This is a genomic window from Clostridium sp. OM05-9, from assembly GCF_003481465.1.
GTDB lineage: Bacteria > Bacillota > Clostridia > Lachnospirales > Lachnospiraceae > Coprococcus > Coprococcus ammoniilyticus.
The window spans coordinates 150982-174291 of sequence record NZ_QULF01000003.1 but is presented as its reverse complement, the minus strand read 5'-3'; the positions used below and the strand labels follow the sequence as shown (position 1 = coordinate 174291).

Annotated in this window: 28 protein-coding genes and 2 pseudogenes; 1 reads left to right on the top strand and 29 read right to left on the bottom strand. The window is 42.9% G+C overall.

The features are described 5' to 3' along the window. Positions 1 to 19: 19 nt before the first annotated feature. From DXB77_RS06295 to DXB77_RS06265, 7 genes are all read right to left on the bottom strand, one after another. Entirely contained in the window at positions 20 to 964 is a 945-nt protein-coding gene (locus DXB77_RS06295) for an L-lactate dehydrogenase (RefSeq protein WP_118662847.1), read from the bottom strand. 27 nt (positions 965 to 991) lie between these two features. Beyond that, positions 992 to 2173 carry a rubrerythrin gene (gene rbr / locus DXB77_RS13375; protein ID WP_118662846.1) on the bottom strand — a complete coding sequence of 394 codons (1182 nt, stop codon included), beginning with the start codon at positions 2171 to 2173 and terminating at the stop codon, positions 992 to 994. Next, entirely contained in the window at positions 2166 to 2573 is a 408-nt protein-coding gene (locus tag DXB77_RS06285; protein WP_008402256.1) for a transcriptional repressor, read from the bottom strand. The genes rbr and DXB77_RS06285 overlap by 8 nt, the downstream gene beginning before the upstream one ends. Positions 2574 to 2700: 127 nt before the next feature. Further along, complete coding sequence (gene yaaA / locus DXB77_RS06280) at positions 2701 to 3450, bottom strand: peroxide stress protein YaaA (protein WP_118662845.1); 750 nt, start codon at positions 3448 to 3450, stop codon at positions 2701 to 2703. Further along, positions 3450 to 3905: a thioredoxin-dependent thiol peroxidase gene (gene bcp / locus DXB77_RS06275; protein ID WP_008402253.1), complete on the bottom strand. Its 456-nt coding sequence runs from the start codon at positions 3903 to 3905 to the stop codon at positions 3450 to 3452. Before bcp ends, yaaA begins: the two co-directional genes overlap by 1 nt. Before the next feature lie 3 nt (positions 3906 to 3908). After that, positions 3909 to 4118 (bottom strand): DUF6219 family protein, encoded by a 210-nt coding sequence (locus tag DXB77_RS06270; protein WP_008402252.1) that lies wholly within the window; start codon positions 4116 to 4118, stop codon positions 3909 to 3911. Between the two features lie 188 nt (positions 4119 to 4306). Then, positions 4307 to 5080, bottom strand: a complete 774-nt coding sequence (locus DXB77_RS06265) for a DUF134 domain-containing protein (protein WP_118662844.1) — start codon at positions 5078 to 5080, stop codon at positions 4307 to 4309. Positions 5081 to 5198: 118 nt separating this feature from the next. Between DXB77_RS06265 and DXB77_RS06260 the strand changes: the two genes are divergently transcribed. Continuing rightward, positions 5199 to 5858 (top strand): Crp/Fnr family transcriptional regulator, encoded by a 660-nt coding sequence (locus tag DXB77_RS06260; RefSeq protein ID WP_226801021.1) that lies wholly within the window; start codon positions 5199 to 5201, stop codon positions 5856 to 5858. Between the two features lie 121 nt (positions 5859 to 5979). On the opposite strand, the gene DXB77_RS06255 is transcribed toward DXB77_RS06260, so the two are convergent. The 22 genes and pseudogenes from DXB77_RS06255 to DXB77_RS06140 form a co-directional block, all read right to left on the bottom strand. After that, on the bottom strand, positions 5980 to 7671 hold the full coding sequence (locus DXB77_RS06255; RefSeq protein ID WP_118662843.1) for an FAD-dependent oxidoreductase: 1692 nt from the start codon (positions 7669 to 7671) through the stop codon (positions 5980 to 5982). Position 7672: 1 nt separating this feature from the next. Further along, positions 7673 to 7993 (bottom strand): rhodanese-like domain-containing protein, encoded by a 321-nt coding sequence (locus DXB77_RS06250; protein ID WP_008402247.1) that lies wholly within the window; start codon positions 7991 to 7993, stop codon positions 7673 to 7675. Between the two features lie 12 nt (positions 7994 to 8005). Beyond that, the gene (trxA, locus tag DXB77_RS06245; protein WP_008402246.1) at positions 8006 to 8311 is read right to left on the bottom strand and encodes a thioredoxin; all 306 of its coding nucleotides are present in this window, start codon (positions 8309 to 8311) and stop codon (positions 8006 to 8008) included. 92 nt (positions 8312 to 8403) lie between these two features. Beyond that, a pseudogene (locus DXB77_RS06240) lies at positions 8404 to 8622 on the bottom strand (SDR family oxidoreductase); the annotation flags it as partial. Continuing rightward, entirely contained in the window at positions 8571 to 8690 is a 120-nt protein-coding gene (locus tag DXB77_RS13445; RefSeq protein ID WP_347475348.1) for a hypothetical protein, read from the bottom strand. The pseudogene DXB77_RS06240 and the gene DXB77_RS13445, both read right to left, overlap by 52 nt. A gap of 114 nt (positions 8691 to 8804) precedes the next feature. Then, positions 8805 to 10415: a recombinase family protein gene (locus tag DXB77_RS06230; RefSeq protein ID WP_118097225.1), complete on the bottom strand. Its 1611-nt coding sequence runs from the start codon at positions 10413 to 10415 to the stop codon at positions 8805 to 8807. 111 nt (positions 10416 to 10526) lie between these two features. Then, positions 10527 to 10715 carry a transposon-encoded TnpW family protein gene (locus tag DXB77_RS06225; protein ID WP_002569233.1) on the bottom strand — a complete coding sequence of 63 codons (189 nt, stop codon included), beginning with the start codon at positions 10713 to 10715 and terminating at the stop codon, positions 10527 to 10529. Beyond that, positions 10712 to 11566, bottom strand: coding sequence for an ATP-binding protein (locus DXB77_RS06220; RefSeq protein ID WP_118662841.1), 855 nt, complete (start codon positions 11564 to 11566; stop codon positions 10712 to 10714). Before DXB77_RS06220 ends, DXB77_RS06225 begins: the two co-directional genes overlap by 4 nt. Further along, complete coding sequence (locus DXB77_RS06215) at positions 11563 to 12306, bottom strand: phage replisome organizer N-terminal domain-containing protein (protein WP_118592189.1); 744 nt, start codon at positions 12304 to 12306, stop codon at positions 11563 to 11565. Before DXB77_RS06215 ends, DXB77_RS06220 begins: the two co-directional genes overlap by 4 nt. Next, entirely contained in the window at positions 12296 to 12508 is a 213-nt protein-coding gene (locus DXB77_RS06210; protein WP_005927784.1) for a hypothetical protein, read from the bottom strand. The genes DXB77_RS06215 and DXB77_RS06210 overlap by 11 nt, the downstream gene beginning before the upstream one ends. A gap of 184 nt (positions 12509 to 12692) precedes the next feature. Continuing rightward, positions 12693 to 14315 carry a relaxase/mobilization nuclease domain-containing protein gene (locus DXB77_RS06200; protein ID WP_118662840.1) on the bottom strand — a complete coding sequence of 541 codons (1623 nt, stop codon included), beginning with the start codon at positions 14313 to 14315 and terminating at the stop codon, positions 12693 to 12695. Then, positions 14287 to 14685, bottom strand: coding sequence for a plasmid mobilization relaxosome protein MobC (locus DXB77_RS06195; protein ID WP_002569238.1), 399 nt, complete (start codon positions 14683 to 14685; stop codon positions 14287 to 14289). Before DXB77_RS06195 ends, DXB77_RS06200 begins: the two co-directional genes overlap by 29 nt. 585 nt (positions 14686 to 15270) lie before the next feature. Continuing rightward, entirely contained in the window at positions 15271 to 15471 is a 201-nt protein-coding gene (locus tag DXB77_RS06185; protein WP_015536790.1) for a helix-turn-helix domain-containing protein, read from the bottom strand. Next, complete coding sequence (locus DXB77_RS06180; RefSeq protein ID WP_118592188.1) at positions 15464 to 15907, bottom strand: sigma-70 family RNA polymerase sigma factor; 444 nt, start codon at positions 15905 to 15907, stop codon at positions 15464 to 15466. The genes DXB77_RS06185 and DXB77_RS06180 overlap by 8 nt, the downstream gene beginning before the upstream one ends. Positions 15908 to 16068: 161 nt before the next feature. Beyond that, the gene (locus DXB77_RS06175) at positions 16069 to 18276 is read right to left on the bottom strand and encodes an ABC transporter permease (RefSeq protein WP_118575385.1); all 2208 of its coding nucleotides are present in this window, start codon (positions 18274 to 18276) and stop codon (positions 16069 to 16071) included. Continuing rightward, a complete protein-coding gene (locus tag DXB77_RS06170) occupies positions 18266 to 19033 on the bottom strand; it encodes an ABC transporter ATP-binding protein (protein ID WP_118098759.1) in 768 nt (255 codons plus the stop codon). The genes DXB77_RS06175 and DXB77_RS06170 overlap by 11 nt, the downstream gene beginning before the upstream one ends. Positions 19034 to 19144: 111 nt before the next feature. Further along, positions 19145 to 20158: a sensor histidine kinase gene (locus tag DXB77_RS06165; RefSeq protein WP_118662839.1), complete on the bottom strand. Its 1014-nt coding sequence runs from the start codon at positions 20156 to 20158 to the stop codon at positions 19145 to 19147. Then, positions 20155 to 20823, bottom strand: coding sequence for a response regulator transcription factor (locus tag DXB77_RS06160; protein ID WP_118098757.1), 669 nt, complete (start codon positions 20821 to 20823; stop codon positions 20155 to 20157). Before DXB77_RS06160 ends, DXB77_RS06165 begins: the two co-directional genes overlap by 4 nt. A 113-nt stretch (positions 20824 to 20936) precedes the next feature. Beyond that, the gene (locus DXB77_RS06155; protein ID WP_008402226.1) at positions 20937 to 21197 is read right to left on the bottom strand and encodes a Maff2 family mobile element protein; all 261 of its coding nucleotides are present in this window, start codon (positions 21195 to 21197) and stop codon (positions 20937 to 20939) included. A gap of 129 nt (positions 21198 to 21326) precedes the next feature. Next, a pseudogene (locus tag DXB77_RS06150) lies at positions 21327 to 22229 on the bottom strand (TraM recognition domain-containing protein); the annotation flags it as partial. A gap of 147 nt (positions 22230 to 22376) precedes the next feature. Beyond that, complete coding sequence (locus tag DXB77_RS06145; RefSeq protein WP_226801020.1) at positions 22377 to 22823, bottom strand: hypothetical protein; 447 nt, start codon at positions 22821 to 22823, stop codon at positions 22377 to 22379. A gap of 112 nt (positions 22824 to 22935) precedes the next feature. After that, positions 22936 to 23100 (bottom strand): transposon-encoded TnpW family protein, encoded by a 165-nt coding sequence (locus DXB77_RS06140; protein ID WP_004853612.1) that lies wholly within the window; start codon positions 23098 to 23100, stop codon positions 22936 to 22938. Positions 23101 to 23310: the final 210 nt, after the last annotated feature.

The following is a 23310-nucleotide window of genomic DNA, read 5'->3' as shown; positions in this document are numbered from 1 at the left end:
CTCCTTCCAGGTGTAAAATTTATAATTCAATTGTCTCCATAATCTTTTTCAATGAATCTGCAGATTCCTTAAGCTTTAACGCTTCCTCGCCACTTAAATTAATAGGTATATCAGACTCAATACCATCTGCACCTACAATAGCTGGCATACTTAACGATACTCCGTCAATGTCATATACTCCATGAATCATGTGTGATACAGGAAGTATTGATTTTTCATCTCTCATAATCACTTCGCAGATTCTTTTTACAGACATTGCAATTCCATAATATGTAGCGTGCTTTTTGTTTATAATCGCATAAGCACTGTTCTTGACTTCTGTAGCTATTTCTGCCGTGTTTTCCTTGTGCTTGTAATGTCCACGCATTTCACACATTTCACTTAATGGAACACCAGATACATTGGCTGATGACCATGCTACAACTTCGCTGTCTCCATGCTCACCTATTATAAATGCATGAACACTCCTGCTGTCCACAGATAAATGCTCACCAAGCTTATATCTTAATCTGGCACTATCTAACACAGTACCCGATCCAATAACCCTGTTTTCTGGAAGTCCTGATAACTTTATGGCTACCTGAGTCAGGATATCTACCGGATTCGCAACTACAAGCATGATACCTGCAAAATTTCTCTTTGCTATTTCAGGAATGATTGACTTAAATATTGCTACATTTTTATTTACGAGATCAAGCCTTGTCTCTCCCGGTTTCTGTCCCGCTCCGGCAGATATGACAACAATTGCAGCATCAGCCACATCATCATAATCTCCGGCATATATTTTCATCGGACTCGCAAATGGAATACCATGACTGATATCCATCGCTTCTCCTTCTGCCTTGTTCTTATCTGCATCGATAAGGACAATCTCTGTAAACAAGCCACTCTGCATCAGAGCAAATACCGATGCAGAACCAACAAAGCCACAGCCTATCATTACTGCTTTTTTTGAATTAATCACTTTCTTCTTCGTAATAATCTCATCTCCTTAATAATTCTCTTCATGTACTTCAAAATAGCTCTGTGGATGATTACATACCGGACATACTTCAGGTGCCTTAGTTCCTACCACAATATGTCCGCAGTTACGGCATTCCCATACCTTAACTTCGCTCTTTTCAAATACTTGTGCAGTTTCAATATTCTTAAGAAGTGCACGATATCTTTCCTCATGGTGCTTCTCAATCTCACCTACTGCCCTGAATTTTGCTGCAAGCTCAGGGAATCCTTCTTCCTCAGCTGTTTTAGCAAAGCCATTATACATATCTGTCCACTCATAATTTTCGCCTTCTGCCGCTGCCGCCAGGTTTTCCTTTGTATCACCAATTCCTGCTAATTCCTTGAACCACATCTTTGCATGTTCTTTCTCATTATCTGCAGTCTTTAAAAACAATGCTGACATCTGCTCGTAACCTTCCTTTTTCGCTACAGATGCAAAATAGGTATACTTATTTCTTGCCTGTGATTCCCCTGCAAATGCCTCCTGTAAATTCTTCTCTGTCTGTGTTCCTGCATATTTGTTTTCTGCCATCTCTTTTACCTCCGTTTTCTTTACTACTTTTTCAAAATCTGATGCCGGGTGCTTGCACAAAGGACATATAAAGTCATCCGGTAATTTCTCGCCTACATATTCATATCCGCAAATTCTGCAACGCCATATTGTCTGACCATCCTCTGTTTTTCCAACCTCCTGTGGCTTAGGCTTAATATTATTCTGATAATAATCATATGTTACTGAAGGAACATTGCTTAAAACTTCCATATCGGTTATCTCACCAATAAACATCGTATGTGAACCCAAGTCCTCTGTTTTAGTAACTGTCACAGAAATGTATGCATTTGTACCTTCTGTAATATAATAAATACCATTCGTGCCCCTGGCACACTGCTCAAATGTTTCAAACTTATTGGTATCTCTTCCTGATTGGAAGCCAAAATGTTTGAACAATTCAAATTGTGCCTTCTGACTTAAGACTGATACAGTAAATTTTCCGGTTCTTTGAATCATATCATGCGTATAATTTGACTTATTTACACAGATACTTAGCTGGTTTGGTTCCGAAGCTGCCTGAATGGCTGTATTAATGATGCATCCGTTATCTTTTTCTGCTTCTTTAGCGGTCAATATAAACAGTCCATAACTCAACTTATACATTGCTTTCCTATCCATGCTGTTCCTCCTTTACCTTCTCCCTGCATTTCGGGCAAATGCCTTTAAATGAAATATCGTAATCCACAAATTCAATTCCATGAGTGTTATGAATTCTTTCCAGCAAATCCGGTATTTGATCCATATCCACATCAAAAATTTCACCGCACTTTATACATCTTACATGGTAATGATTTTTCAATGTAAAATCAAATCGGTTCGGTCCATTCAGAACTTCAACCTTTCTTAATGCACCTTCCTCTACCAATATATCAAGATTTCTATATACAGTTCCTTTTCCAATTGATGGATATGCTTCTTTTATAAATTCATACACTTCATTTGCCGTAACGTGTCTTCTCATTTCGTATACGGTATTTCTTACGAGATCTTTTTGAATGGTATTTCTCCTTCTTGTCATTCATCCTCCTTATTAGGATTAGTTCTCAATAAGGATTATATGTCACTATCATCCTGTTGTCAATAAAAATAGTAATAATTCTCATTATTATAAAAGCTGCCAAACTGAACATCTTTTAGCTGAATAACTATTTTATTTTGCGTTCAAATACATATTCTGAATCTGAAGATAAATCAGACCTAAACGAGTATCCGAGTCTGTCAAATTTCTGAATCTCCACCAGATTTTCAATATTATTTTCCGCTATGAATCTGACCATTTCACCACGAGCCATCTTGGCATAGGTACCTTTTGTTACCAATTTATCTCCGGATAACTCACAAAATACAACCGTAATATATCTGTCCTGTGGTGTCAGATACTTTTCTATACATTTTGAGTATTCTTTTGATGCAAGATTAATGATAATCCTACTGTCATCGATTACTGAGCGGTATAACAATTCTCCCCAGTACTCATACAGATTTTTTGCATCTCCAATTCCAACCTTTGCCTGCATTTCAAGACGATAAGGAGTCACACCATCCATTGGTTTTAAAATGCCATAAAACGCAGACAAGATTCTTAAATGATTTTGCAAATACTCAAACTGCTGGATTTCAAACACAGATGGTGCCATATATTGAAATGCAATCCCTTCATATGCTAAAACAGCCGGAGTAAGCCCGTTATAAAGATTCATATTTTCCAATCTGTTAAAGTTCTGCTCTGCAATCTTGTCATTACATTTCCAGATAGCTTTCAGTTCTTCTTTTGATTTGCTTTTCATCCAGTTTAATACTTCTGCTGTCTTATCAATATAGACAGGCAGTCCAACCGGTGCTAAGTTATCGGTATCTACTATCATCTTTTTTGCAGGTGATAAAATAATCTTCATTATGCCAATTCCTTAAGCATATTTTCAGGATCATCTGCCGCCTTGACTTTATCATTTGCCTTTATAATGATTCCCTGCTCATCAATAAGATAAGTAGTTCTTACTACACCCATAGATACTTTTCCATAATTTTTCTTTTCTTTCCAGACATCATATGCTTCAATAACTTTACGATCCGGGTCTGCTAATAGCGTAAATGCCAGTCCGTATTTTTCTTCAAATCTCTTGTGAGACGCTACAGAGTCCTTGCTCACTCCGAGAATAACAGCTCCCTTCTCATTAAACTGTGGATAACGCTCAGAAAAGCCACATGCCTGCTTCGTACATCCTGGTGTATTATCCTTTGGATAAAAATATAGGATCACTTTTTTTCCTGCATAATCGCTTAATTTATGCATTTCTCCATTCTGATCCGGCAATTCAAAGTCCGGTGCTTTTTTTCCTACTTCTAACATATTTTATTCCTCCACTTCTTTCATTCCCATCTGTTTTCTTGTCCTCTTATTGCCAGAAATCATTTTATGACCAGAATAGACTGCCATAATCAAGCATATCAGAGAGCCAAATGCAAAGTATTTGTGTGCTGCTTTTAACCCTTTATATCCTGTATAAAAAGTTCCAACCATTGTAACTATTGCTCCGATTGACCAATATTTATGTGCTTTCATTTTATACCTCCAAATTGATTAAGCTGTTTCCAAAATAAATATCTCTGGATCATTAACAATATTGTACATTCCATCCATTACTTTCGACAAGTAGTGAAAGAAAAATAATCATTCCAAATACAAAAGGATGTATCACGATAATTCTGGCATTACCTTGACGCATCCTTTCGTGTTGTATTTTTTTCTTCTTAATGACAGCTATGGCTTCCGCATCCATGCTCACCACACGTATGTCCTTCCTCATGGTTGTGCTCATGGTGAGAACACTTCACATCCGAATTATAATCAAGCGTATCATTGATAAAAGCTTCTACTGCTTTATCCGCATCTCCTGAAACTCCGCCAAAAAGCTTAATACCCGCTGCCGCTAACGCAGTCTGAGCACCTCCTCCGATTCCGCCGCAGATCAAAACATCGGCATTTAATGCATTAAGAACTCCTGCCAATGCACCATGTCCGCTTCCATTCGCATCTACTACTTCTGAATGTAGCACTTTTCCTTCCTCTACATCGTAAATCTTAAATGTCTCTGTGTGTCCAAAGTGTTGGAAAATCTGTCCATTTTCATATGTTACTGCTATTCTCATGATACCTTCTCCTTTTTCTACTGCATATTTTTGATAAATCTCATGATTGTAACATCCTCCAAAGCTACAGTCGCTGCTCTGGCCGTCACAGATTATGAAATCCCCACCCTCAATTTTAAGCGGATGTCCATCAATGAGAGCATCTGCTATTTTCTTTCTGGCAATCTCGTAAATCCGTTGGACCGTCGTTCTTGCGATCTGCATAGATTCCGCACACTGCTCCTGACTGTAACCTTTCTTGTCCAAAAGACGGATTGTCTCGTACTCATCTACCGTCAGAACAATGGGCATTTTTTTCTCAGTATCATCTGCCGGAAGGAATTCTAAAACATTTGGGAAATGGCAGACTTTTCTGCATTTTACTGGTCTCGGCATGAAATTGCTCCTTTCTGGCTTTTCTTATATAATAGTCCTATAAAGGGCATATGTCAATTATTCGATTGACGCATCTTAAAAAAGCAAGTATACTATGTTCATAAAGGAGATAACTATTATGAGCTTCGAAAATTATTTTCCACTATGGAATGACTTAAATACAGCACAGAAAAAACTAATTTCAGACAATTTGATCACACAGCATGTGAAAAAAGGAACAATCATTCACAACGGGAACATGGATTGTACCGGATTATTACTGGTTAAATCCGGGCAGCTTCGAACTTATATATTATCAGATGAAGGACGAGAGATTACTCTCTACCGTCTGTTCGATATGGATATATGTCTTTTATCTGCCTCATGTATCATACGATCCATTCAATTTGAAGTAACCATTGAGGCAGAAAAAGATACTGATCTTTGGATCATCCCTGCTGAAATCTATAAGGGCATCATGAATGAATCTGCTCCTGTCGCAAACTATACCAATGAGTTAATGGCTACCCGTTTTTCTGATGTCATGTGGCTGATTGAACAAATCATGTGGAAAAGTTTGGATAAGCGTGTTGCTTCATTTCTTTTAGAAGAGACCTCTATCGAAGAAACAAATGAATTGAAAATCACTCACGAAACTATCGCCAACCATCTTGGTTCCCACAGGGAAGTTATCACTCGAATGCTTCGATACTTTCAAGGCGAGGGTCTCGTCAAACTCTCCCGGGGCAAAATCACAATCCTTGATCCAAAAAGACTGGAAACACTCCAAAGGTCATAAAACTGTTTTTCTATAACATATAAAGAAGAATCCTCCATTTATCAGAATTATGAAAGTCATTCTAATAAATGGGGGATCTTTTTATGCTATAAGAAAATTATAAAAATATCGTGATTATTTTTTAATAATCCATACCACATGCATATGCCCTTTCAATCAGCGCACGGTCATTGACCACTGCATCATAGAATCGGAATCCGCCAGAGAAATTATACGTTTCATAACCGTTTCCTTCCAGAATACGGCTCGCAATATAACTGCGCAGACCACTCTGGCATATCAGATACACAGGCTTTCCTTTCTCAATTTCACTAATTCGTTCTCTCAGTTCATCTACAGGTATGTTTTTGAATCCATCTATATGCCCCCTGCTGAATTCACCTACAGTTCTCACATCTAGCAACTCCACATCTTTATCTTTAGAAATCTTGTCCATATCTTCCAAATGCCATTGCTTTAATGTCCCTTTTGCAATATTGTCTATCATAAATCCAGCCATGTTTACCGGATCCTTAGCAGAAGAATAAGGTGGTGCATATGCCAGATCCAGATCTTTCAACTGGGTTGCATTCAGCCCCGCATGAATTGCTGTTGCCAGCACATCAATACGTTTATCAACTCCTTCATATCCAATAATCTGAGCGCCAAGCAAACGATAGCTTTCTTTTTCAAAAACCACCTTCATGGTCATCACTTTTCCACCAGGATAGTAACCGGCATGACTCATAGGAGAAAGAATTACTGTATCTACCTCTAATCCTGACTTTTTGGCATTGGTTTCATTGATACCTGTAGTGGCTGCTATCATATCAAACACTTTTATAACGGAGCTTCCCTGACTGCCCAGGTAACGACTATCACCGCCACAAATATTATCAGCGATGATTCTGCCCTGTTTATTGGCCGGTCCTGCCAAAGAAATCAGCGCATCATTACCCGTAACATAATGTTTTACCTGAACTGCATCACCTGCAGCATAAATATCCGGTACAGAGGTTTCCATTCTGTCATTCACTACAATACTTTCCTTGATGCCAAGTTCCAGACCGGCTTCTTTTGCTAATACTGTGTCTGGTGTGACTCCGATTGCCAGAACTACCATATCAGCCTGAAGGGATGGATTATCTTTCAACAGAACCTCCACTCCGTTGTCATTTCCTTTAAATCCTTCTACTGTATAGCCCAGTACCAGTTTTATCCCATGCTTTCTCATTTCATTATGGATCATGGATGCCATATCCGGGTCAAAAGGGTTCATCAGCTGCTTAGGCCCCTGGACAATCGTAACATCCATGCCAAGCTCCCTCAAATTTTCTGCCAGTTCCAGACCAATAAAACCGCCACCTGCCAATACAGCCGATTTTGGATGATTCTTATTTATATATTCCTTTATCCGAAAAGTGTCTTCTACAGTACGAAGTGTAAAAAGTTTATCAATACCTACTCCGGGAAGTCTCGGCTGTGTAGGCTTTGCACCTGGAGATAGGATTAGCTTATCATAGTTTTCTTCAAATATTTCACCGTTTTCTAAATTCTTCACTGAAACAGTTTTACATTCGGGATGTATTGAGATAACTTCATGATGAATTTTCATGTTAATACGGAAGCGTTTAAAAAAACTCTCTGGTTTCTGTAGTGTAAGTGCTTCCGGATCTGTAATCACGTCTCCAATATAATATGGAAGCCCACAATTCGCATAGGATATGTATCCGGATCTTTCATACACAGTAATTTCTGCATGTTCATCCAGTCTGCGTATTCTTGCTGCGGCTGTAGCTCCTCCTGCTACACCTCCTACGATTATTACCTTCATCTTATTTTTCCACCTTTCCTGAGTAAGCTGCAATGCCACCGATATTATTTACTTTAGAATATCCCATTCGTTGCAACATCCCAGTTGCCTGACGGCTCCGGGAACCGGAATAACAGTATACAAACAGAGGGATATCCTTATTCTTCGCTACAGAAACAATATTGTCTAGTTGCTGCAACGGCACATTTTTACTTTCTGGTATATGTCCTTCCTGATATTCCTGCGGAGTACGGACATCCAGCAGAACTGCACCAGCAGTCCTTTTATATCCTTCTATGCCTTGATTAATATTCGACTGTTTAAAGAAATTAAAAAATCCCATTAGCACACCTCTCTAAAGCATTTCTAAAATCGCATTCTTAGATCTCGCCCCTGAAACCTGCTGTACAATCTTCCCATTCTTCATAACCACTAAAGTCGGAATGCTCATAATACTGAACTTATTTGCCAGTTCAGGCTCTTCATCTACATTAATCTTTCCAACTTTAATATCCCTACGCTCACCTGCAATCTCCTCTACAATAGGTACTACCATACGGCAAGGCGCACACCAAGATGCCCAAAAATCTAAAAGAACGGTTTTATCGGAATTCAGTACTTCGTTCTCAAAATTATTTTTATTGATATTAATAGCAGACATTTTACAGTCCTCCTTATCTTTTTCTTTTTGTAGCTTTATTATAGTCTTAATTTCATTTGTTTTCCGTGATTACATCACCATACAACATTAAATTAACTTCTTGCCATACCATCTACACTTAATATAACACCTGTAATGTAACTCGCCTCATCTGAAGCAAGAAACACAAACGCATTGGCAATATCTTCTGGCTGTCCAAGACGACGCAATGGAATTCTTTCAATCATAGGTTCGATAACTTCCTTTGGCACAGCTTTCATCATATCAGTTTCTGTAATCCCAGGTGCAACAGCATTAACACGAATACCTTTGCTGGGATAAGGTCCTTAAGTTTTGGTACAAGAAGCGCACCAATCAGCATAACACCGGCACCCGCCATAAACTGCTTCATGCCCTGTGACTTTACTGATGTGTGATAAAGAAGTAATAGAAGTGTAAAAAATTTTGCCGTTCCTATCCGGCACTTAGCTCTTGTGTCGGATAGGTCGGGCGGTTATTCGGGCAAGTCCACTTTGCCAACAAAAGAATAATAAATCTCAATGTCCTGTCTGCGGGTCTTGTTCTCGTCATAGCTGCACTCATGCACAACGATTTTCTCTACAAACTCCCGCAGCAGAGTAGGGGTAAGTTCTTCAAAGCTGGTATGCCGCCGGACAACATTCATAAACTTTTCTGCGTTCACGGTGGCTTCCTGTGCTTTGGAAAGCTCCGCTTGGATAGCAGCGGCTCTTTCTTTCAGCTCCCGTTGTTCTGCTTCATAGTCTGCCGACAGCTCTGTGAAACGCTCGTCTGATATGCGCCCGGTCACGCTGTCCTCATACAGCCGCTTGAAGATAGCGGATAACTCGGCTATGCGTTTCTCGGCGGCTTCCAGCTCCTTTTTCTTGGCGGCGTTCCTGCGCTTGCCCCCGTCCTCGTTCTGCTCAATCAAGAGCTTCATAAACCGGGCTTCATGCTTTGCCGCATAGCTGGTCACTTTCCGCAGATTGGAGAGTACACCAGCGGTCAAGAGGTCGGTGCGGATAAAGTGCGCCGTACAGTCATGGGTGCGTTTCTTGTAGTTGCCGCAGATATAACAGTCCTGCTTGCGCTTGTCCGTCTGGTATCGCTGCTGATACATCACACTGCCGCAGTCTGCACAGAACAGTATGCCGGAGAACAAGCCCACTTCATCATAGCGGTTGGGGCGTTTGCGCTGCTTGCGAAGCTCCTGCACCCGTTCCCATGTTTGGGTGTCTATGATAGGCTCGTGGTGGTTCTCGAATATCGCTTGCTTTTCCTCCGGGTTTTCTACGCTGTGCTTGACTTTGTAAGAGAGTTTTTCCGTCTTGAAGTTTACCAGGCAGCCTGTGTATTCCCGGTTTTCAAGGATATGCACAACGGTATTGGTCGCCCACTTGCACTCATAGCCGGGGTGGTAGCGGCGGGTGCTGCCCGTCCTGCGGTATTCCAGCGTCCCCGGCGTGGGGATTTGCTGCTCTGTGAGCATACGGGCTATCTTGGTCGGACCGTTCCCGGCAAGGCAGAGGTTGTATATCTGCTTAACTACGGGTGCAGCTTCATCGTCAATAATGAAATTTTCGTCCTCGTCCATGAGGTAGCCATACACAGGTTTGCTTGTGATTGGCTTGCCACTCATACCTTTTGAGCGTTTTACTGCTTTGATTTTCTTGCTCGTATCTCTCACCAGCCATTCGTTAAAGATATTCCGCAGCGGGGCAAAGTCATTGTCGCCCTGTGCGCTGTCCACTCCGTCATTGATAGCGATGAAGCGGACGCCTTTCTGTGGGAAAACCATTTCCGTGTACATTCCCACTTGCAGGTAGTTTCGCCCTAACCTCGACATATCCTTTACGATAACTGTCCCGACTTTTCCGGCTTCAATGTCCGCAAGCATGGCTTGAAAACCGGGTCTTTGAAAGTTCGCACCAGAATAACCGTCGTCCGTGTACCAGCGCAGATTGGAAAAGCCGTTCTGCTTTGCATAGGTCTCAAGAATACGCTTCTGGTTGGAAATGGAATTGCTCTCGCCTTGCAGCTCGTCCTCATGGGAAAGTCTTGGGTAAAGGGCGGTAATTGGTTGTTGGTTGGTCTGTCTTAACATAAAATCCTCCGTTTCCGACAGCCAGCCCCACTATTCCGTACCTTGATTGTACCACATGGGGCGGCTGTCTGTATAGCGGCAAAAGCGTCAAATCTGCTTCTTTATGGTCGGTCAAATCGCCGTTTTTTGTGTAGCAGCTTCCGCTTCCAGCACTTTCATCATCTTGTCGGCTGCGGTGTCGGTTGCGCCCTGCTTGAAGAAGCCGGAAACGGTAAGGACGGAGTTGCCCATGCGGATTTCCGTTACACAGTCCGGGCGGCGGTCTGTTTTGGTGGTGCTTGTCTGTTTGGTTTCTGTCATAGGCTCTCCTTTCGCTGCTTCATCAGTTGCTTTAAGCGTTCCAGCTTTTCCTGTGCGGTTTCCTTTCGGAAATTGCTGCCCGTGAAGCGAACGGGGGCGCACATGGAAGTCAGCCTGTCATAGATACGGGCATGGGGCGTGTCCTGCGGGTGCTGCAATTCCTCCAGCGTGAGGTTGGTCGTGGCGATCAGCGGCTTGCCGCTTCGGTAACGGCGGTCAATCACGCTATAAACCTGTTCCAGCCCGTATTCTGTTCCTCGCTCCATACCAAAATCATCAAGTATCAGCAGGGGGTAGCTGCAAAGGCGGGAAATATATTCGTTCCTGCCATCAAAGCTGGCGGCAAGGTCATTGAGTATGGTTGCAAAGTTTGTCATACAGACGGCAACCTCTTTCTCCATAAGGGCGTTGGCGATACAGGCGGCAAGGTAGCTTTTTCCTGTCCCCACGCCGCCCCAAAACAGGTAGCCGATATTTTCAGCCTGCATGGTTTCCCAGCTCTCCACATAAAAGCGGGCAGTTTCGGTCTGTGGGTTTCTGCCGTTGTCATGCTCAAATGTCCAGTTCCGCATAGCGGGGTCGGTAAAGCCCCGGCGCTTCAAGTCCTCCACTGTTTCAAGGTGCTTCTGTCTGCTTTCGGCGGCTTGTTGCTTTTCACGGGCTGCCCGCTGGCAGTCGCAGTCTGTTGGGTGGCGGTCACGCCCGAAACAGGTCTTTCCCTCTGCAAAGTAGGCTTCTTTTGGCGTATGGCACTTGCCGCAGTATAAAAGCCCGTCCTCGCCTGTGTAGTCTTCCGCTTCGGCGGTAGTGGCTGTAATGTCCGTAATCATAGCTTCAATCTCGTTTTTCATAAGCTCTCGCCCTCCTTGCATGAATAATCGGGTATGCCCTGTTTCGGGGCAGCCTTGCCTTTGGCAGCGTCCTCCTGCGCCCACTTGTAAATGGTGGCTGCATGGCTGTGGTACTGCTTCCCGGTGGAAGCGATATGGCAGGAAAGCCGGTCAATATAATACTCCCACTTGTCGGGCAGCTCTGTTTTCAGCCCGGAAAGCTCTGTATCGGTCAGTATCACATTGTTGTATCTGCCATAAGCGGCGGGGACGGGGTGTCCCGTTTCTCCCTCTCTCTCTTTTTCTATCTCTATCTCTTTCTCTAACTCTATCTCTGGTGGACGAATGTCGGACAAATGTCCGCCTTTTGTCCGGGGCGGTAAAAGTGCCTTGTTTTCCTGTCTTGCAGCCCGTTTCCTCTCGGCTTCGGTAGAGGACTGTCCTATCATCAGCTCAATGTCGGTCATATAAAAAGCCCCACTGTCAAGCTGCTCCACAAGCCCCAACTGCCGGAAAATCTCTAAAGCCCTCTCAACCGTCCCTATCTGGTGGCGGGTCAGTGTCGCTATCATCTGCGCTGTGTAGGGGATATGCTCGTCAAGCTGCAACTTCCCGCCGTTTTTCAGCGATTTTAAGTACAGCTTCAAGAGGATATTGGAATATAAAATCCCGTCTTTCATATCTTCCAGCAGCACAATGGAGTCGCTGTCAAAAAAGTTCTCTTTCAGCTTGAGGTAGTAATACTTGCGGTTATCTGCCATTGTCCCTGTCCTCCTTTTTCCGGCGTTTGGAGTAGTAGCGGGGGCAGAGTATGATAACCGCCCGGAAGCTCTGCTTGCAGCTATGGGTACAGCCCCGGCAGAGGTCGTTGTATGTGATACGGTCGCAGGTGGTATTCCCGACTTTTACTTGCCGCAGGAAAAAGGACCATTCCAGCCGCCGTTTCTTGCTCATTCTTGGCATGGGTGCGCTCCTTTCTGCCGTTTCCGCTGGTGTGGCGGTATCGGCGATAATTCTGTATCATCTCGGTATCATTTTCGGGGTTTTTCTGCCCTGTAAGCCCGTTAAAAAATCCTTTGGTATTGCGGATAGGGTACGGGGCAGCCCCCTTGTTCTGTATGGGTTCGGGTACATTTTGGGGTGGTTTTTATCGCTCCTGTTCCTGCCTTTTCACAGGCTTGCGCTCCCGGCGTAAAATCTGGTCGATATTGCCCTTGACGGTCTGTAAGCGGCGGTATTCCTCCCGTTTTGCCCGGTAATCGTTGTAGCCGCTGTTTTTCTCTTTGATAAGGGTTTCAATCTCTGCTTGCAGGGCTTTATAGCTTGGCAGCTTGGAAATGCCGTTCTCCCTAAAATAACGGGCGGCTGCGTCTGCTATGATAAAGTCGCTTTCGTGCTTCTGTCGGTAGGCTGCTTTTGCTTTGGCGTTTTTCTGCTGTTTCAGCCCGTCCCGGACAGGGCGGGTCTTGGAATAGGCAAGCACCTGCCGTTGCAGCTCCTTTTTCCCGTCCAGCGTCTTTTCCACCTGCTTCAGCTCTATAAGGCTTTCCCGCATGGCGGTATAGGCGGCAGAACAGGCTTCGTCCAGTTCCTCCGGGGAAGAAAAGCCGTACTGCTGGTAGGCGGTAACGGTAGCCGCCATTTGCTTTAGATTGTACTTTGCCGCCCAGCGGTCATAGCCCACGCCCTTGCCCTCGGCTCGCTTGGCTTCCCGGTCAACCATGCGCTGCAAGGTGTTGTCTGCCGGGGTGGTTTTTGTGGTTTTTTCCCCTTGTGACGGCTTTTTAACTGCGGCAGGGTATTCGGGTATGGCTTTGGTCTGTTCGGCGGCTCTGCGGGCGTTCTGTGTAAGCAGGGCAAGGACAGCAGCCTTGTCAAAATCGTCCCCCAGCTTCCGGGCTGTGATAGGCTTTGTCCTGTCCGGCGTGAGGTAGGAAAGCCGCCCCCGGCTCTCCTTGACAGTCACACCCTCACGCAGCAAAAGGGAAGAAAACTCGTCAAAGCTGGTAGCTTGGGAAAGTGCCTGCCGTATCGTCCGGCGCAGCTTCGCCTTGTCCGTTTCAAACTTGGTGGGCTTGGTCGGCTGTCCGGCGGCTTCTCTGGTGGCGTTCTCTTTATCAAGGGCAAGCTGCCCTTTCTTTGCCGCCCAGTATTCCCGTTCCGTTATCCGTTCCTTGCTGCCGTTTAGGAGGTCGATTTGGTAAAGCCCCTCCCGGTGGCACATCTCCATGACTTCACTCTTGAAATATTCCATAGCGGCATTGGTGCAGCGGTGCTTGCAGCCCTCCCGTGTATCGGCTGGTCTGTCCATGTAGGGCAGAAGCGGGACTTCATAAATCCGCAGGGAGTTGATGACGATATGCACATGGATATTGCCGCTGTGGTTATGCCCGTCCGGGTGGGTGCAGATTAGGGCTTGGTGTCCGGGAAAATGCTCCTTGCAGAACTGCTCGCCCAGCTCCTGCGCCCGGTCTACGGTCAAGCCGTTGTCTGTCCCGTCCCGTGGGTCAAAGCTGATGATATAGTGGTGGCTTTTCACATCTTCCCGTTTTTGGTTTTTCTCATAGCGGAGATTAGCCCGCATACAGGCAACAGCGAAATCCTCGCCCCCGCAGTTGAGGGAAGAAATGCGGTAATCCTCCCTCGGTATCAGCCGCCCGTTTTCATCAAGGGTGGGCTTCATGGTAAACTCGTCATGCTCAAATGTGAGATAGGCTTCCGCTGCGCCATAGTCCGCATTTTTAGAGCTGATATGTTTGAATGTTGCCAACAGCGTCACCCACTTTCTGCAAGACTTCAAACTTTAGGGCAGCAAGGTCGGAAACCGCCGCCCGTACCTCCCCGGCAAGCTGCGGGTAGGGGCTGTGCCACTCGTTCAGCGTCCGGGCTATCTGGTTTAAGTTGCCGCCGATCCTGCCGTATTCGGCGGTCAGCTTCCCAACAGCGGCAAGCAGCTCGTCATTGACGGGGGAAACGGTTATGATGGGGCGTATGGCTGCCCCGGTTATGGCTTGCCGGATAAACTCGGCTTGGCTCATGTTGTAAGCAGAAAGCCTTTCCGCAAACTCGGCGTATTCTTCCTCGGTCATGCGTGTCTTGACTACCCGGCTGCGGTGCGGCGTGTTATATCGTTTTCGCATGGTAAAACCTCCTTTCGGCTGTGCGTGGTGTCCTCTCACTAATAGGAGAAAAACAGGGTGTAAAGCGGAACTGTTTTTGAAAAATCCGAAAAATTATTTTGAGGGATTTTTCAGCGGCGCAAGCCGCATAAGCAGGGTTTGGGGAAGGCACTCCCCAACAAGATTCCCGCAGGGGCAAAATGAGCGAAAAGCGAATTTTGGTACTGCGGTAGAATCTTGCTCTAAAAAACTGCCGGACTGCCGTTCACTTCCTACTGCCACTTTTTCAGAAAATCTATAACCAGCTTTTTCATAAAAGGCTGCGGGCTGGCGTTCTTCCCCTTACTCCCTACAACACCGCAAAAAGCAAAAATGACGGACTTTCCGGCAAGAACTTTTCCGGCGGCTCGGTCTTTCCCGACAATAAGGCGTTTCGGAAGCTGCGTTTTGCCCGCTGTCTAAAAAAATGGCAGCCTTTTTAGCTTCAATGTCTAATACGGAACATTTGGAAATTTGCCAAAAATGGACGCAAAAAAAGCAGCAAATCTTTTTCGGATTTACTGCTTCATGTGCTGCTGCGGGGCGGCGGGATATTCAGTTTTTATGTTATCGGTCAAGCCGGAACTTGAACAGGCTTTCAATCAGCTTTGTTCTGATGTAGTCCTCCATATCAGAATTATAATAGCCGTTCATTTTGGAGAAATAGCGGATATACCCGGCATATCGGTCAAGGACAGCTTGTATCGCTATGGGGTCGCCCTCATGTGCTTTTATTATCGTGTCATAGGGGAGAAGTAGGCTACTCATGGGACAGCACCTCCATTTCTTCTTTCAGCCGCTTCAAGGCAAGCTGGATATGCCGCCCGATTGTGCTGCGTGTCCAGCCGCTTTGTTCTCCGATTTCTTTCTGCTTCAAATGCTGGAAGTAATACAAAAAGATTTCCTCCTGCGACTGTTCCGGCAGTTCGGCAAGAGCCGCCGCAAGGGAACAGCTATCTAAAAATATCGTCTTCCCCCGGACGGAGAATGGATAAGTTTCGCCATAGTCTGGCACTTGAAAATACTCATCTATGGTGCTTAGTGGAACAAACTTTTCTTCGGTCAAGTATTCAAGGGAGATTTCCCGTTTCCACTGCGCTGCCAGCATACGGGCAGCGTCAAAGGACGCATGGCGAATAACAATCCGGCAATAGGTATCATGGGTATAGCGGATATGTTCTTGATAGGCTTCGTATTCAGTCATGGAAAATCCCCCTTTCTTCGATTATGGGAAAGGGCGGCAGCACTTTTTGCTGTCGCCCCTTGATTACCCACCAGCAAGGACAGGCGGGGCTGTCAACGGTGGGCGTAGCCCATTTACTTGCCGTTGACTGGCTCGGCTGGGTTTGCTATAAATTGCACTCACTATGGATTAACAGAACGCCTAAAAATAATCCATGTACTTATGAAGTAACAAATCAATAAAATTGCCAAAATCCCCATTGTTGCCCCTATTTGTAACATCACTGCACCGAACCCGATATAGGCTGAAATTTCTGCTGATATGGTTTGGATAAAGTAAGCTATTACAATAGCAGCTACAATGATTGCTGTGATAATTGGAAGCCCAAACCAAACACTTAATTGTTGCAAAATCAGTTTTCCGATATGCTTTTCTTCCACCCCCAATTTTCGGAGTACAGAGAAGCGATATTTATATTGTCCTGCGTCTAAGAGTTGTTGCAAGGAAAGTACGGTAAGACATATAATCATCAATACAACAGCACCATAAATCATTGCAGCCCGTAAAACGAAATTATTTGCTATTGTACTATTCCTCTGTAATGTGCTGAACCGTATTCCATACATAACACCGTTTTCTGCTTGCTCTGGGTATTCCTCTGTAAAAAGTTTTTCCAGTTCCCTTGCATTTTCATAGGAGATGTTTTCTTCTGTTGTGATATAGCGGTTTTTTATTACGGGCAACAACTTTTCACAAATACTGTCTGGAAGTACATAGAGTATATCTGTATAGGAATTGTATGCTGTTTCTCCAATCGGATCCTCATAATAGGACTGCTCGGAAAGAGTCAATTCTCCTGCGTCTGTCATAATGCTGGTATGCTCTTTCAAAAAGCTATCCCGTTCTTCCTCGGTGGCGATTGTTTTCCATTGTGTTGTAAATTCATCTTTTCCCAGAATAATCTGCTCATAACCCAACATTTCCCGTATGGTGTTATAATCACTTAAAGAAATTGCCACAATCGGAAAATCATATTTCTGTCTGTTGTGAAAATCGTCTTTCTCTGGCAGATATAGATTGAAAGTGCAATCATAGTCTGTATCTATTTTATGTTCTGTCAGAAAATCAGTAATGATTTCATAACTGTCCCGTGGCAGATTTTCTTCTTCATAAACATCATTGTATTTTGAATATACCTGTACATCATACATAGAGCGTATATCCAAATAGCCAGACGACCAGCCCGTCAAAATAGGGGCTGCAACGAACATGAAAATTGCTAATGCCAAAGTGATACAAATGACTGCCATAGTATTGCTGGTCGTATTCAGCTTTGAGGTAATCTGCCCGAAAAAGAAAAGTGCTTCCTCATGGTATCGGTGTTCCGGCGATTTTTCTTTCCATGCTACAATCAAACCACTGGTAAGATAAATGAAGGCACAAATGAAGAAAAGTAAGTCAATCAAGACAAAAAGCAGATATTGATTGAGCGTTCCGCCACCTAAAGGCAGATAATATTTATTTGTTAATGCTGCAACACTGGCTGCTGTAAAAGCGTTCAATACAGAACATATCAGCAAACCAGCAATGAAACACTCTCTTTTTTTCTTTCTGATTATGCAAAATATCGACCACAGCAAAGTAAGCAGTGGAAAAAGAATATTTTCCCAAAACATAAGCTGCACTGAAAACGCAAAGCGGGGGTCATAATAAAACCAGACCTTTTGTATTCCTGTAATCAATCCCCATACGGTAAATACTTCAAAGAGGACTACTACAACAGAAATGAAGCGGCTCTTTTTTAGCTCTGGCTCATTCTCTTTCTCTGCGGAAAGCATATCAATAATTTTTGTTTTCTGAATGGTACGGGTATTGAAAATTCCTACCACAAAAAAACTTGCCACAAAAAATACCACTGTCAACAAAACGGTATCCGGGAATAATGTCCATGAGATTTCATAAGGCTTTCCATAAGCAGTAAGGAGCATTGCGGTAATGAATTGAGAGCAAAATACACCGCAAAAAATACCAATCAAAATGGAAAACATACCCATAATCAGTGTTTCTGCAAAGAAAATCCTGCCAATGGTTTTTTGTTCCATTCCCATAATGGACTGGACAGCAAACTCCTTTTGCTTCTGTCTTAGCATATAATGATTGACGAACCGTATCAAAAATAACAACAGTAATGTTATCATGCAGATTGCAATTTTCATTCCGTCACTTAACAGCGTAAAATCATACTCGCTGCCTATATCCGGGCTATAATAACTACTGGAAATAGACAAGAACGCATAAAACAAGGTAACACAGATTGTCATTGTGACAATGTAGACCAGATAGTCTTTTACAGACCGTTTTGCATTTCTGAAAACAAGTTTAGCATACATGGCTCTGTCCCCCTCCGATCATGGTAAGGACATTCAGAATTTTATCAAAAAAATCACTTCTGCTGTCGTTGCCCTTGCGCAGTTCCATAAAGATTTCTCCGTCTTTCAAAAAAAGAATACGGCTGGCATAGCTGGCGGTAAAAGCGTCATGGGTTACCATAAGAATTGTCGCCCTAAGCTGTTCATTGATACTTTGAATGGTAGACAGCAGCATTTGTGAGGAATGGCTGTCTAATGCTCCTGTTGGCTCATCTGCCAATAAGAGTTTCGGATTGTTGATAATTGCTCTTGCACAGGCACAACGCTGTTTTTGACCGCCCGATACCTGATAAGGATATTTGTTTAGAATATCGCTGATATTCAGCTTTCCGGCTATATCCAAAATGCAGGGTTCTACACTCCCGGCAGGGACTTTATTGATTGCTAATGCCAGTGCAATGTTTTCTGAAATTGTCAATGTATCCAGCAAATTGAAGTCTTGAAATACAAAACCTAAATTCTCTCTGCGAAAGCGGGCAAGGGATTTTGGGTTGATTTCCGTTATATCTGTTCCCTCTAAAAAAATATGCCCTGCACTTACGGTATCAATCGTAGAAATACAGTTTAGCAGCGTTGTCTTTCCAGAACCGGACGCACCCATAATTCCGAGAAATTCTCCGGCTTCCACAGAAAAACTAATATCTTTAATGGCTTTGGTAATATTTCCCTCATTGCCATAATATTTCTGGATATGCTCCAGCTTCAAAATTGTATTCATCGGATAAACCTCCTTAACTGTTCCATACCCATATTGTAAATGGAGTATATCATTTTTTGTATCAAGTTTTCTTACACAGTTCTTACAAAAATGTAAGAAGTGCAGAACCTATCAGCCCTGCACTCCGATAATAAAATCATTCATTTGAAAGATAAGTGAAATCGTTGTTCCTCTGTTTTCGGAATAAGCAGTAAGTCCTATTCCCAGTTTATCACATAGACGCTTGCAAAGATATAAGCCAATTCCAGTAGAATTTTTCCCGGTTCGCCCATTCTGACCTGTAAATCCTTTTTCAAAAATACGGGGTAAATCACTTTTAGGAATACCTATCCCATTATCGCTGATAGATAGCACAATCTTGTCATTCGTTTTTGTCGCCCCAAAGTGCAAAATAGGCTGCTCTGCATGGTATTTGATTGCATTACCGATAATCTGATTTAAGATGAACCGCACCCATTTTTCATCGGTGTAAACTTTTGTTTCTATATCGTCTATCTGAATTGATATATTGCTTTGACGCAAAAGATACTTATTATCTGCGATTGCACTATGCACAACATCGCATAAATTGACTTCACGGACAGAATAGTCTTTTTCAGTGTGTTCACTTCTGGCATAGTAAAGCGCCTGTTCTGTATATTGATTGATATTCTCTAACTCTGCCAATACCTCTCTGGAAAAGGGAGAACGGTTATTCTCACACAGCAGCTTCATGGCTGTAATTGGTGTTTTTACTTCGTGTATCCATTGTTCAATGTATTCTTTATATTCCCTGCGTTCCCTCTGTACTTCGCCAATCCGTTCCAACATAGATTTTTCAGCCATTTTCATAATCTGGTAAAAAACCTGTTCATCAGCCCTTTCCGGCACTTGCATGATTTCCGGCAATAAATATCGTTCTTCTAATTGCTCCGTCATATTGAGCAATTTATTCAGATATTTTTTTCGTGAGAAATAAAATGCCAGCAAAGATAAAACAAGGACAATCGACCAGACCGCAAGAATAAACAGGAATGTTTGGATAGGATTATCGCTTGCAATTAAGAACAAGGCAAGGGCAAGCATACCCAACAGATTGATTAAAATAACGGGGAGTTGATTTTTCAAATATTGTTTTCCACTCATAATGTATATCCTTGCCTGTGTTTTGTTTTAATGAAATCTACAAGTCCGATTGTTGCCAGTTTGTCACGAATGCGGGTAATATTGACACTTAGGGCATTATCATCAACATAAAGCTGATTATCCCAAAGAAAATCCACAATATCATTTCTGGAACAGATTTTTCCAGCGTTCTTAAAAAGGTAGTAGAGGATTTTCAATTCATTCTTTGTCAATTCTGCTTTCTGTCCTTTGTACTCTATCATGCTACTCTCCAAATGCAGGGTAGCTTCTCTCCACATATAAATTTCTGTTTGAGGGGAACGGTAGGCTTTCTTTAACAATGCAGCAATTTTAGCAAGAAGAATAGCGGGATTATAAGGCTTTGTGATAAACGCATCTCCACCCAGCATAATGCTGTTCAGTTCGTCCATATCTGTATTACTGCTTGTTACAAATACAATCGGAATATCTGAAAAGGTGCGAATCCCCGAGCATATTTCAAAACCGTTATTCCCCGGAAGTTTTATATCCAGAATAACCAGATGTGGCGCAGCTTCTTTTAACTGCTCTATTGTTTGGGAAAAATCCGTAACTGCAAATACTTCATATCCATTCCCAGACAAAAGAGTTTTAAGCTGTGTTTGTATCGTAAAATCATCTTCAATGATTAGTATTTTTTCCTTCATAGAGATACCTCCCTGACACTTTATTATACTGTATCAGAGAGGTTTTCTCAATCCATATTGAAGAATAGTAACGGAATAATGGGCGGTTGTCTATCAAATTTTTGTGTGTTACTTTACCGCACATGAGCATTTGCACCCGGGTTATCATTACCATAACCTTCAAGCAGATTTACAACGCCAAGAACTGCAAGACCACCGCCTACTGCAATGATAACGACCTTGAGTGCTGATACACCGCTTGTAAGGAACGATGTATAGTCAAGCAGGATAAGCAGGTTTGCAAGCAGCTTGTGTGAAGCAAAAAATGACGCAACACTTGAAAGTAAGTTAGAGCCTGACATGGCAGTCATGGCATAATTCATAAGTAAATTCATAATAAATAATCTCCTTTTAATCTCTTATTTTTCGACCCTCCGTGATATAATAAGAGCGGTCTATTGTGGTGATAGATCAGGAGCAGCGGCAAATACACACATGAAGGATTCTCCCCTCATTTATTCTTTTTACTGTAAAGCCGCTGCTTCGTTTTGCTCTGCTTTCTTCATCATCCCGGCTTCCTCTATGGCAAAGTTCACCAGATCATCCGGATACTTCACTCCGGTAAGGTCAAGTTCTATGAACTTATCCTTCTTGGAAAACTTCGGTCTGCCATATTCGGAAACATATTTCTCAATATCAAATTGATTTTTCTTGTCAAAATCCGAAAGCTCTTTGTACATCTCGTGTGCGGTTATATCAACCTTATCTGAAAAGAACGGTCTTACTCCACGCACCTGCAATATACATTTGCCGCCATCCATAAGAGCCAGGCGGTCTTGGCTCATAAGCTCTCGTCCAAGTTTCTGATAGTTCAGACCATAGGACTGAGATGTTCCTCTGGTATCAGATGTGTTGTATGTGTCAATAGTTTCCTTACCCAGCACTTCCGACAGATCTTTTAATGTTGACTTTTCCTTGCCACCTAAAAACAGAAATGTATCGCAGTTACCCTCGATCGTCTCTGCGTTATCCTTATAAATTGACTTTAACTGTGCCTTAGACTGTAGGATAATGGAAGCCGATATCTCTCTGCTTCGTATGGTTGCAATCAGCTTGTCAAACTTCGGAATCTGTCCGATGTTTGTGAACTCGTCTAAGATACACCTAACATGTACCGGGAGCTTTCCATGGTATTCATCGTCTGCAATCGTACAGAGCAGATTGAAAAGCTGTGTGTACATGATTGATACCAAAAAATTAAGGGAATCATCTGTATCCGAAATAATGACAAACAATGCTATCTTTCTTCTACCGATGTCCCCTAAGTCGAGTTCATCATATGCTGTTATCTCCCTGACTTCCTTGATGTCAAATGGTGCAAGTCTCGCACCACAGGAAACCAGAATACTCTTGGCTGTCTTACCTGAAACAAAATGTCAAAGACTTTTTAGTACCCATACATTTCATTGCATGAAAAAAGCCACTGTAGATTTCTCCACAATGGCTATAAAGTCATTTTTATTCACTTTTGATTTTCGGCAACCTCATGCCCAAACTGGAATAGGTTTGACACTTTATTCGGGACTGAACTCCTTATCGGTAATGACATAATGAAATTCATCTGCACCAAAGGTATCTTTGTCCAGATCTGTAATAGTAAATGTAGTTCCATCAAATTTCATATAGCCGCTGGTGCCGTCAACAACAACGCCATCTTTTACAATGTCCAGATAAACAATTCTATCGATGCTATTCAACTCATAGGCCTGCCAACCGTCCACACCCTGAAAATAGGCTGTAACATTGGCAAACGGTTCATCGTTTTCCTTCTTGCAGACAAGATAACTGGCACTGTCCTCCGATACCCAGGTGGCAGTCATTCCCCAAGGACCTTCCGTTGATACATATCTCCCAAATTTATGGTCGTTGGTACGGTTAATTATGAGTCCTACAAAAGAACCAACAACGAGTACAAGAATAAGCACAACGACACCAACAATGATTTTTACATTCTTCCTCATGATAAATTCCCCCTTCCATAAATTCATCTGTTAAGAATATTCTTATTTTTCGCTCTTATTGAACATACTAATTATACCACAATATATGCAAGTTTTCCATATGCTTTTCTACCTATGCCGTATGCTGATTTGCCCTAACATCATTCTCAATCAGCCTCTTTATCTTGTCCTTCATGCTTTCTTCGGCATCCTCATTGAAATGCACTCTCACAACATACATTGTGCCACCTATCTGCTTTCTGAGTGCTACCGGTGTGTGTGATTTTCTATTCTCCATTTGTGTTCTCCTTTATGTCTGCCTGGTAAGGAAGAGCCTCTTTCAGCTGACAACCGGAAGCTGACAACCGACCTCTAAAAACTCTCAATTCCTTTTATTTATAGTTACTTTTCCTAAATTTACTTTTTCTCAAATATTCCGTTGCTTTCGTTGTCAGAACTATATATATCCCTTAAAAACATAGTAAATATAAGGTTTTATAGAACATAG

Excerpts from the sequence above, each read along its gene's own strand:
- rbr (WP_118662846.1), bottom strand. The coding sequence starts at position 2,173 with ATGGATAGGAAAGCAATGTATAAGTTGAGTTATGGACTGTTTATATTG.
- DXB77_RS06285 (WP_008402256.1), bottom strand. The coding sequence starts at position 2,573 with ATGACAAGAAGGAGAAATACCATTCAAAAAGATCTCGTAAGAAATACC.
- yaaA (WP_118662845.1), bottom strand. The coding sequence starts at position 3,450 with ATGAAGATTATTTTATCACCTGCAAAAAAGATGATAGTAGATACCGAT.
- bcp (WP_008402253.1), bottom strand. The coding sequence starts at position 3,905 with ATGTTAGAAGTAGGAAAAAAAGCACCGGACTTTGAATTGCCGGATCAG.
- DXB77_RS06270 (WP_008402252.1), bottom strand. The coding sequence starts at position 4,118 with ATGAAAGCACATAAATATTGGTCAATCGGAGCAATAGTTACAATGGTT.
- DXB77_RS06265 (WP_118662844.1), bottom strand. The coding sequence starts at position 5,080 with ATGCCGAGACCAGTAAAATGCAGAAAAGTCTGCCATTTCCCAAATGTT.
- DXB77_RS06260 (WP_226801021.1), top strand. The coding sequence starts at position 5,199 with ATGAGCTTCGAAAATTATTTTCCACTATGGAATGACTTAAATACAGCA.
- DXB77_RS06255 (WP_118662843.1), bottom strand. The coding sequence starts at position 7,671 with ATGAAGGTAATAATCGTAGGAGGTGTAGCAGGAGGAGCTACAGCCGCA.
- DXB77_RS06250 (WP_008402247.1), bottom strand. The coding sequence starts at position 7,993 with ATGGGATTTTTTAATTTCTTTAAACAGTCGAATATTAATCAAGGCATA.
- trxA (WP_008402246.1), bottom strand. The coding sequence starts at position 8,311 with ATGTCTGCTATTAATATCAATAAAAATAATTTTGAGAACGAAGTACTG.
- DXB77_RS13445 (WP_347475348.1), bottom strand. The coding sequence starts at position 8,690 with ATGGCGGGTGCCGGTGTTATGCTGATTGGTGCGCTTCTTGTACCAAAA.
- DXB77_RS06230 (WP_118097225.1), bottom strand. The coding sequence starts at position 10,415 with ATGTTAAGACAGACCAACCAACAACCAATTACCGCCCTTTACCCAAGA.
- DXB77_RS06225 (WP_002569233.1), bottom strand. The coding sequence starts at position 10,715 with ATGACAGAAACCAAACAGACAAGCACCACCAAAACAGACCGCCGCCCG.
- DXB77_RS06220 (WP_118662841.1), bottom strand. The coding sequence starts at position 11,566 with ATGAAAAACGAGATTGAAGCTATGATTACGGACATTACAGCCACTACC.
- DXB77_RS06215 (WP_118592189.1), bottom strand. The coding sequence starts at position 12,306 with ATGGCAGATAACCGCAAGTATTACTACCTCAAGCTGAAAGAGAACTTT.
- DXB77_RS06210 (WP_005927784.1), bottom strand. The coding sequence starts at position 12,508 with ATGCCAAGAATGAGCAAGAAACGGCGGCTGGAATGGTCCTTTTTCCTG.
- DXB77_RS06195 (WP_002569238.1), bottom strand. The coding sequence starts at position 14,685 with ATGCGAAAACGATATAACACGCCGCACCGCAGCCGGGTAGTCAAGACA.
- DXB77_RS06185 (WP_015536790.1), bottom strand. The coding sequence starts at position 15,471 with ATGAGTAGCCTACTTCTCCCCTATGACACGATAATAAAAGCACATGAG.
- DXB77_RS06180 (WP_118592188.1), bottom strand. The coding sequence starts at position 15,907 with ATGACTGAATACGAAGCCTATCAAGAACATATCCGCTATACCCATGAT.
- DXB77_RS06175 (WP_118575385.1), bottom strand. The coding sequence starts at position 18,276 with ATGTATGCTAAACTTGTTTTCAGAAATGCAAAACGGTCTGTAAAAGAC.
- DXB77_RS06170 (WP_118098759.1), bottom strand. The coding sequence starts at position 19,033 with ATGAATACAATTTTGAAGCTGGAGCATATCCAGAAATATTATGGCAAT.
- DXB77_RS06165 (WP_118662839.1), bottom strand. The coding sequence starts at position 20,158 with ATGAGTGGAAAACAATATTTGAAAAATCAACTCCCCGTTATTTTAATC.
- DXB77_RS06160 (WP_118098757.1), bottom strand. The coding sequence starts at position 20,823 with ATGAAGGAAAAAATACTAATCATTGAAGATGATTTTACGATACAAACA.
- DXB77_RS06155 (WP_008402226.1), bottom strand. The coding sequence starts at position 21,197 with ATGAATTTACTTATGAATTATGCCATGACTGCCATGTCAGGCTCTAAC.
- DXB77_RS06145 (WP_226801020.1), bottom strand. The coding sequence starts at position 22,823 with ATGAGGAAGAATGTAAAAATCATTGTTGGTGTCGTTGTGCTTATTCTT.
- DXB77_RS06140 (WP_004853612.1), bottom strand. The coding sequence starts at position 23,100 with ATGGAGAATAGAAAATCACACACACCGGTAGCACTCAGAAAGCAGATA.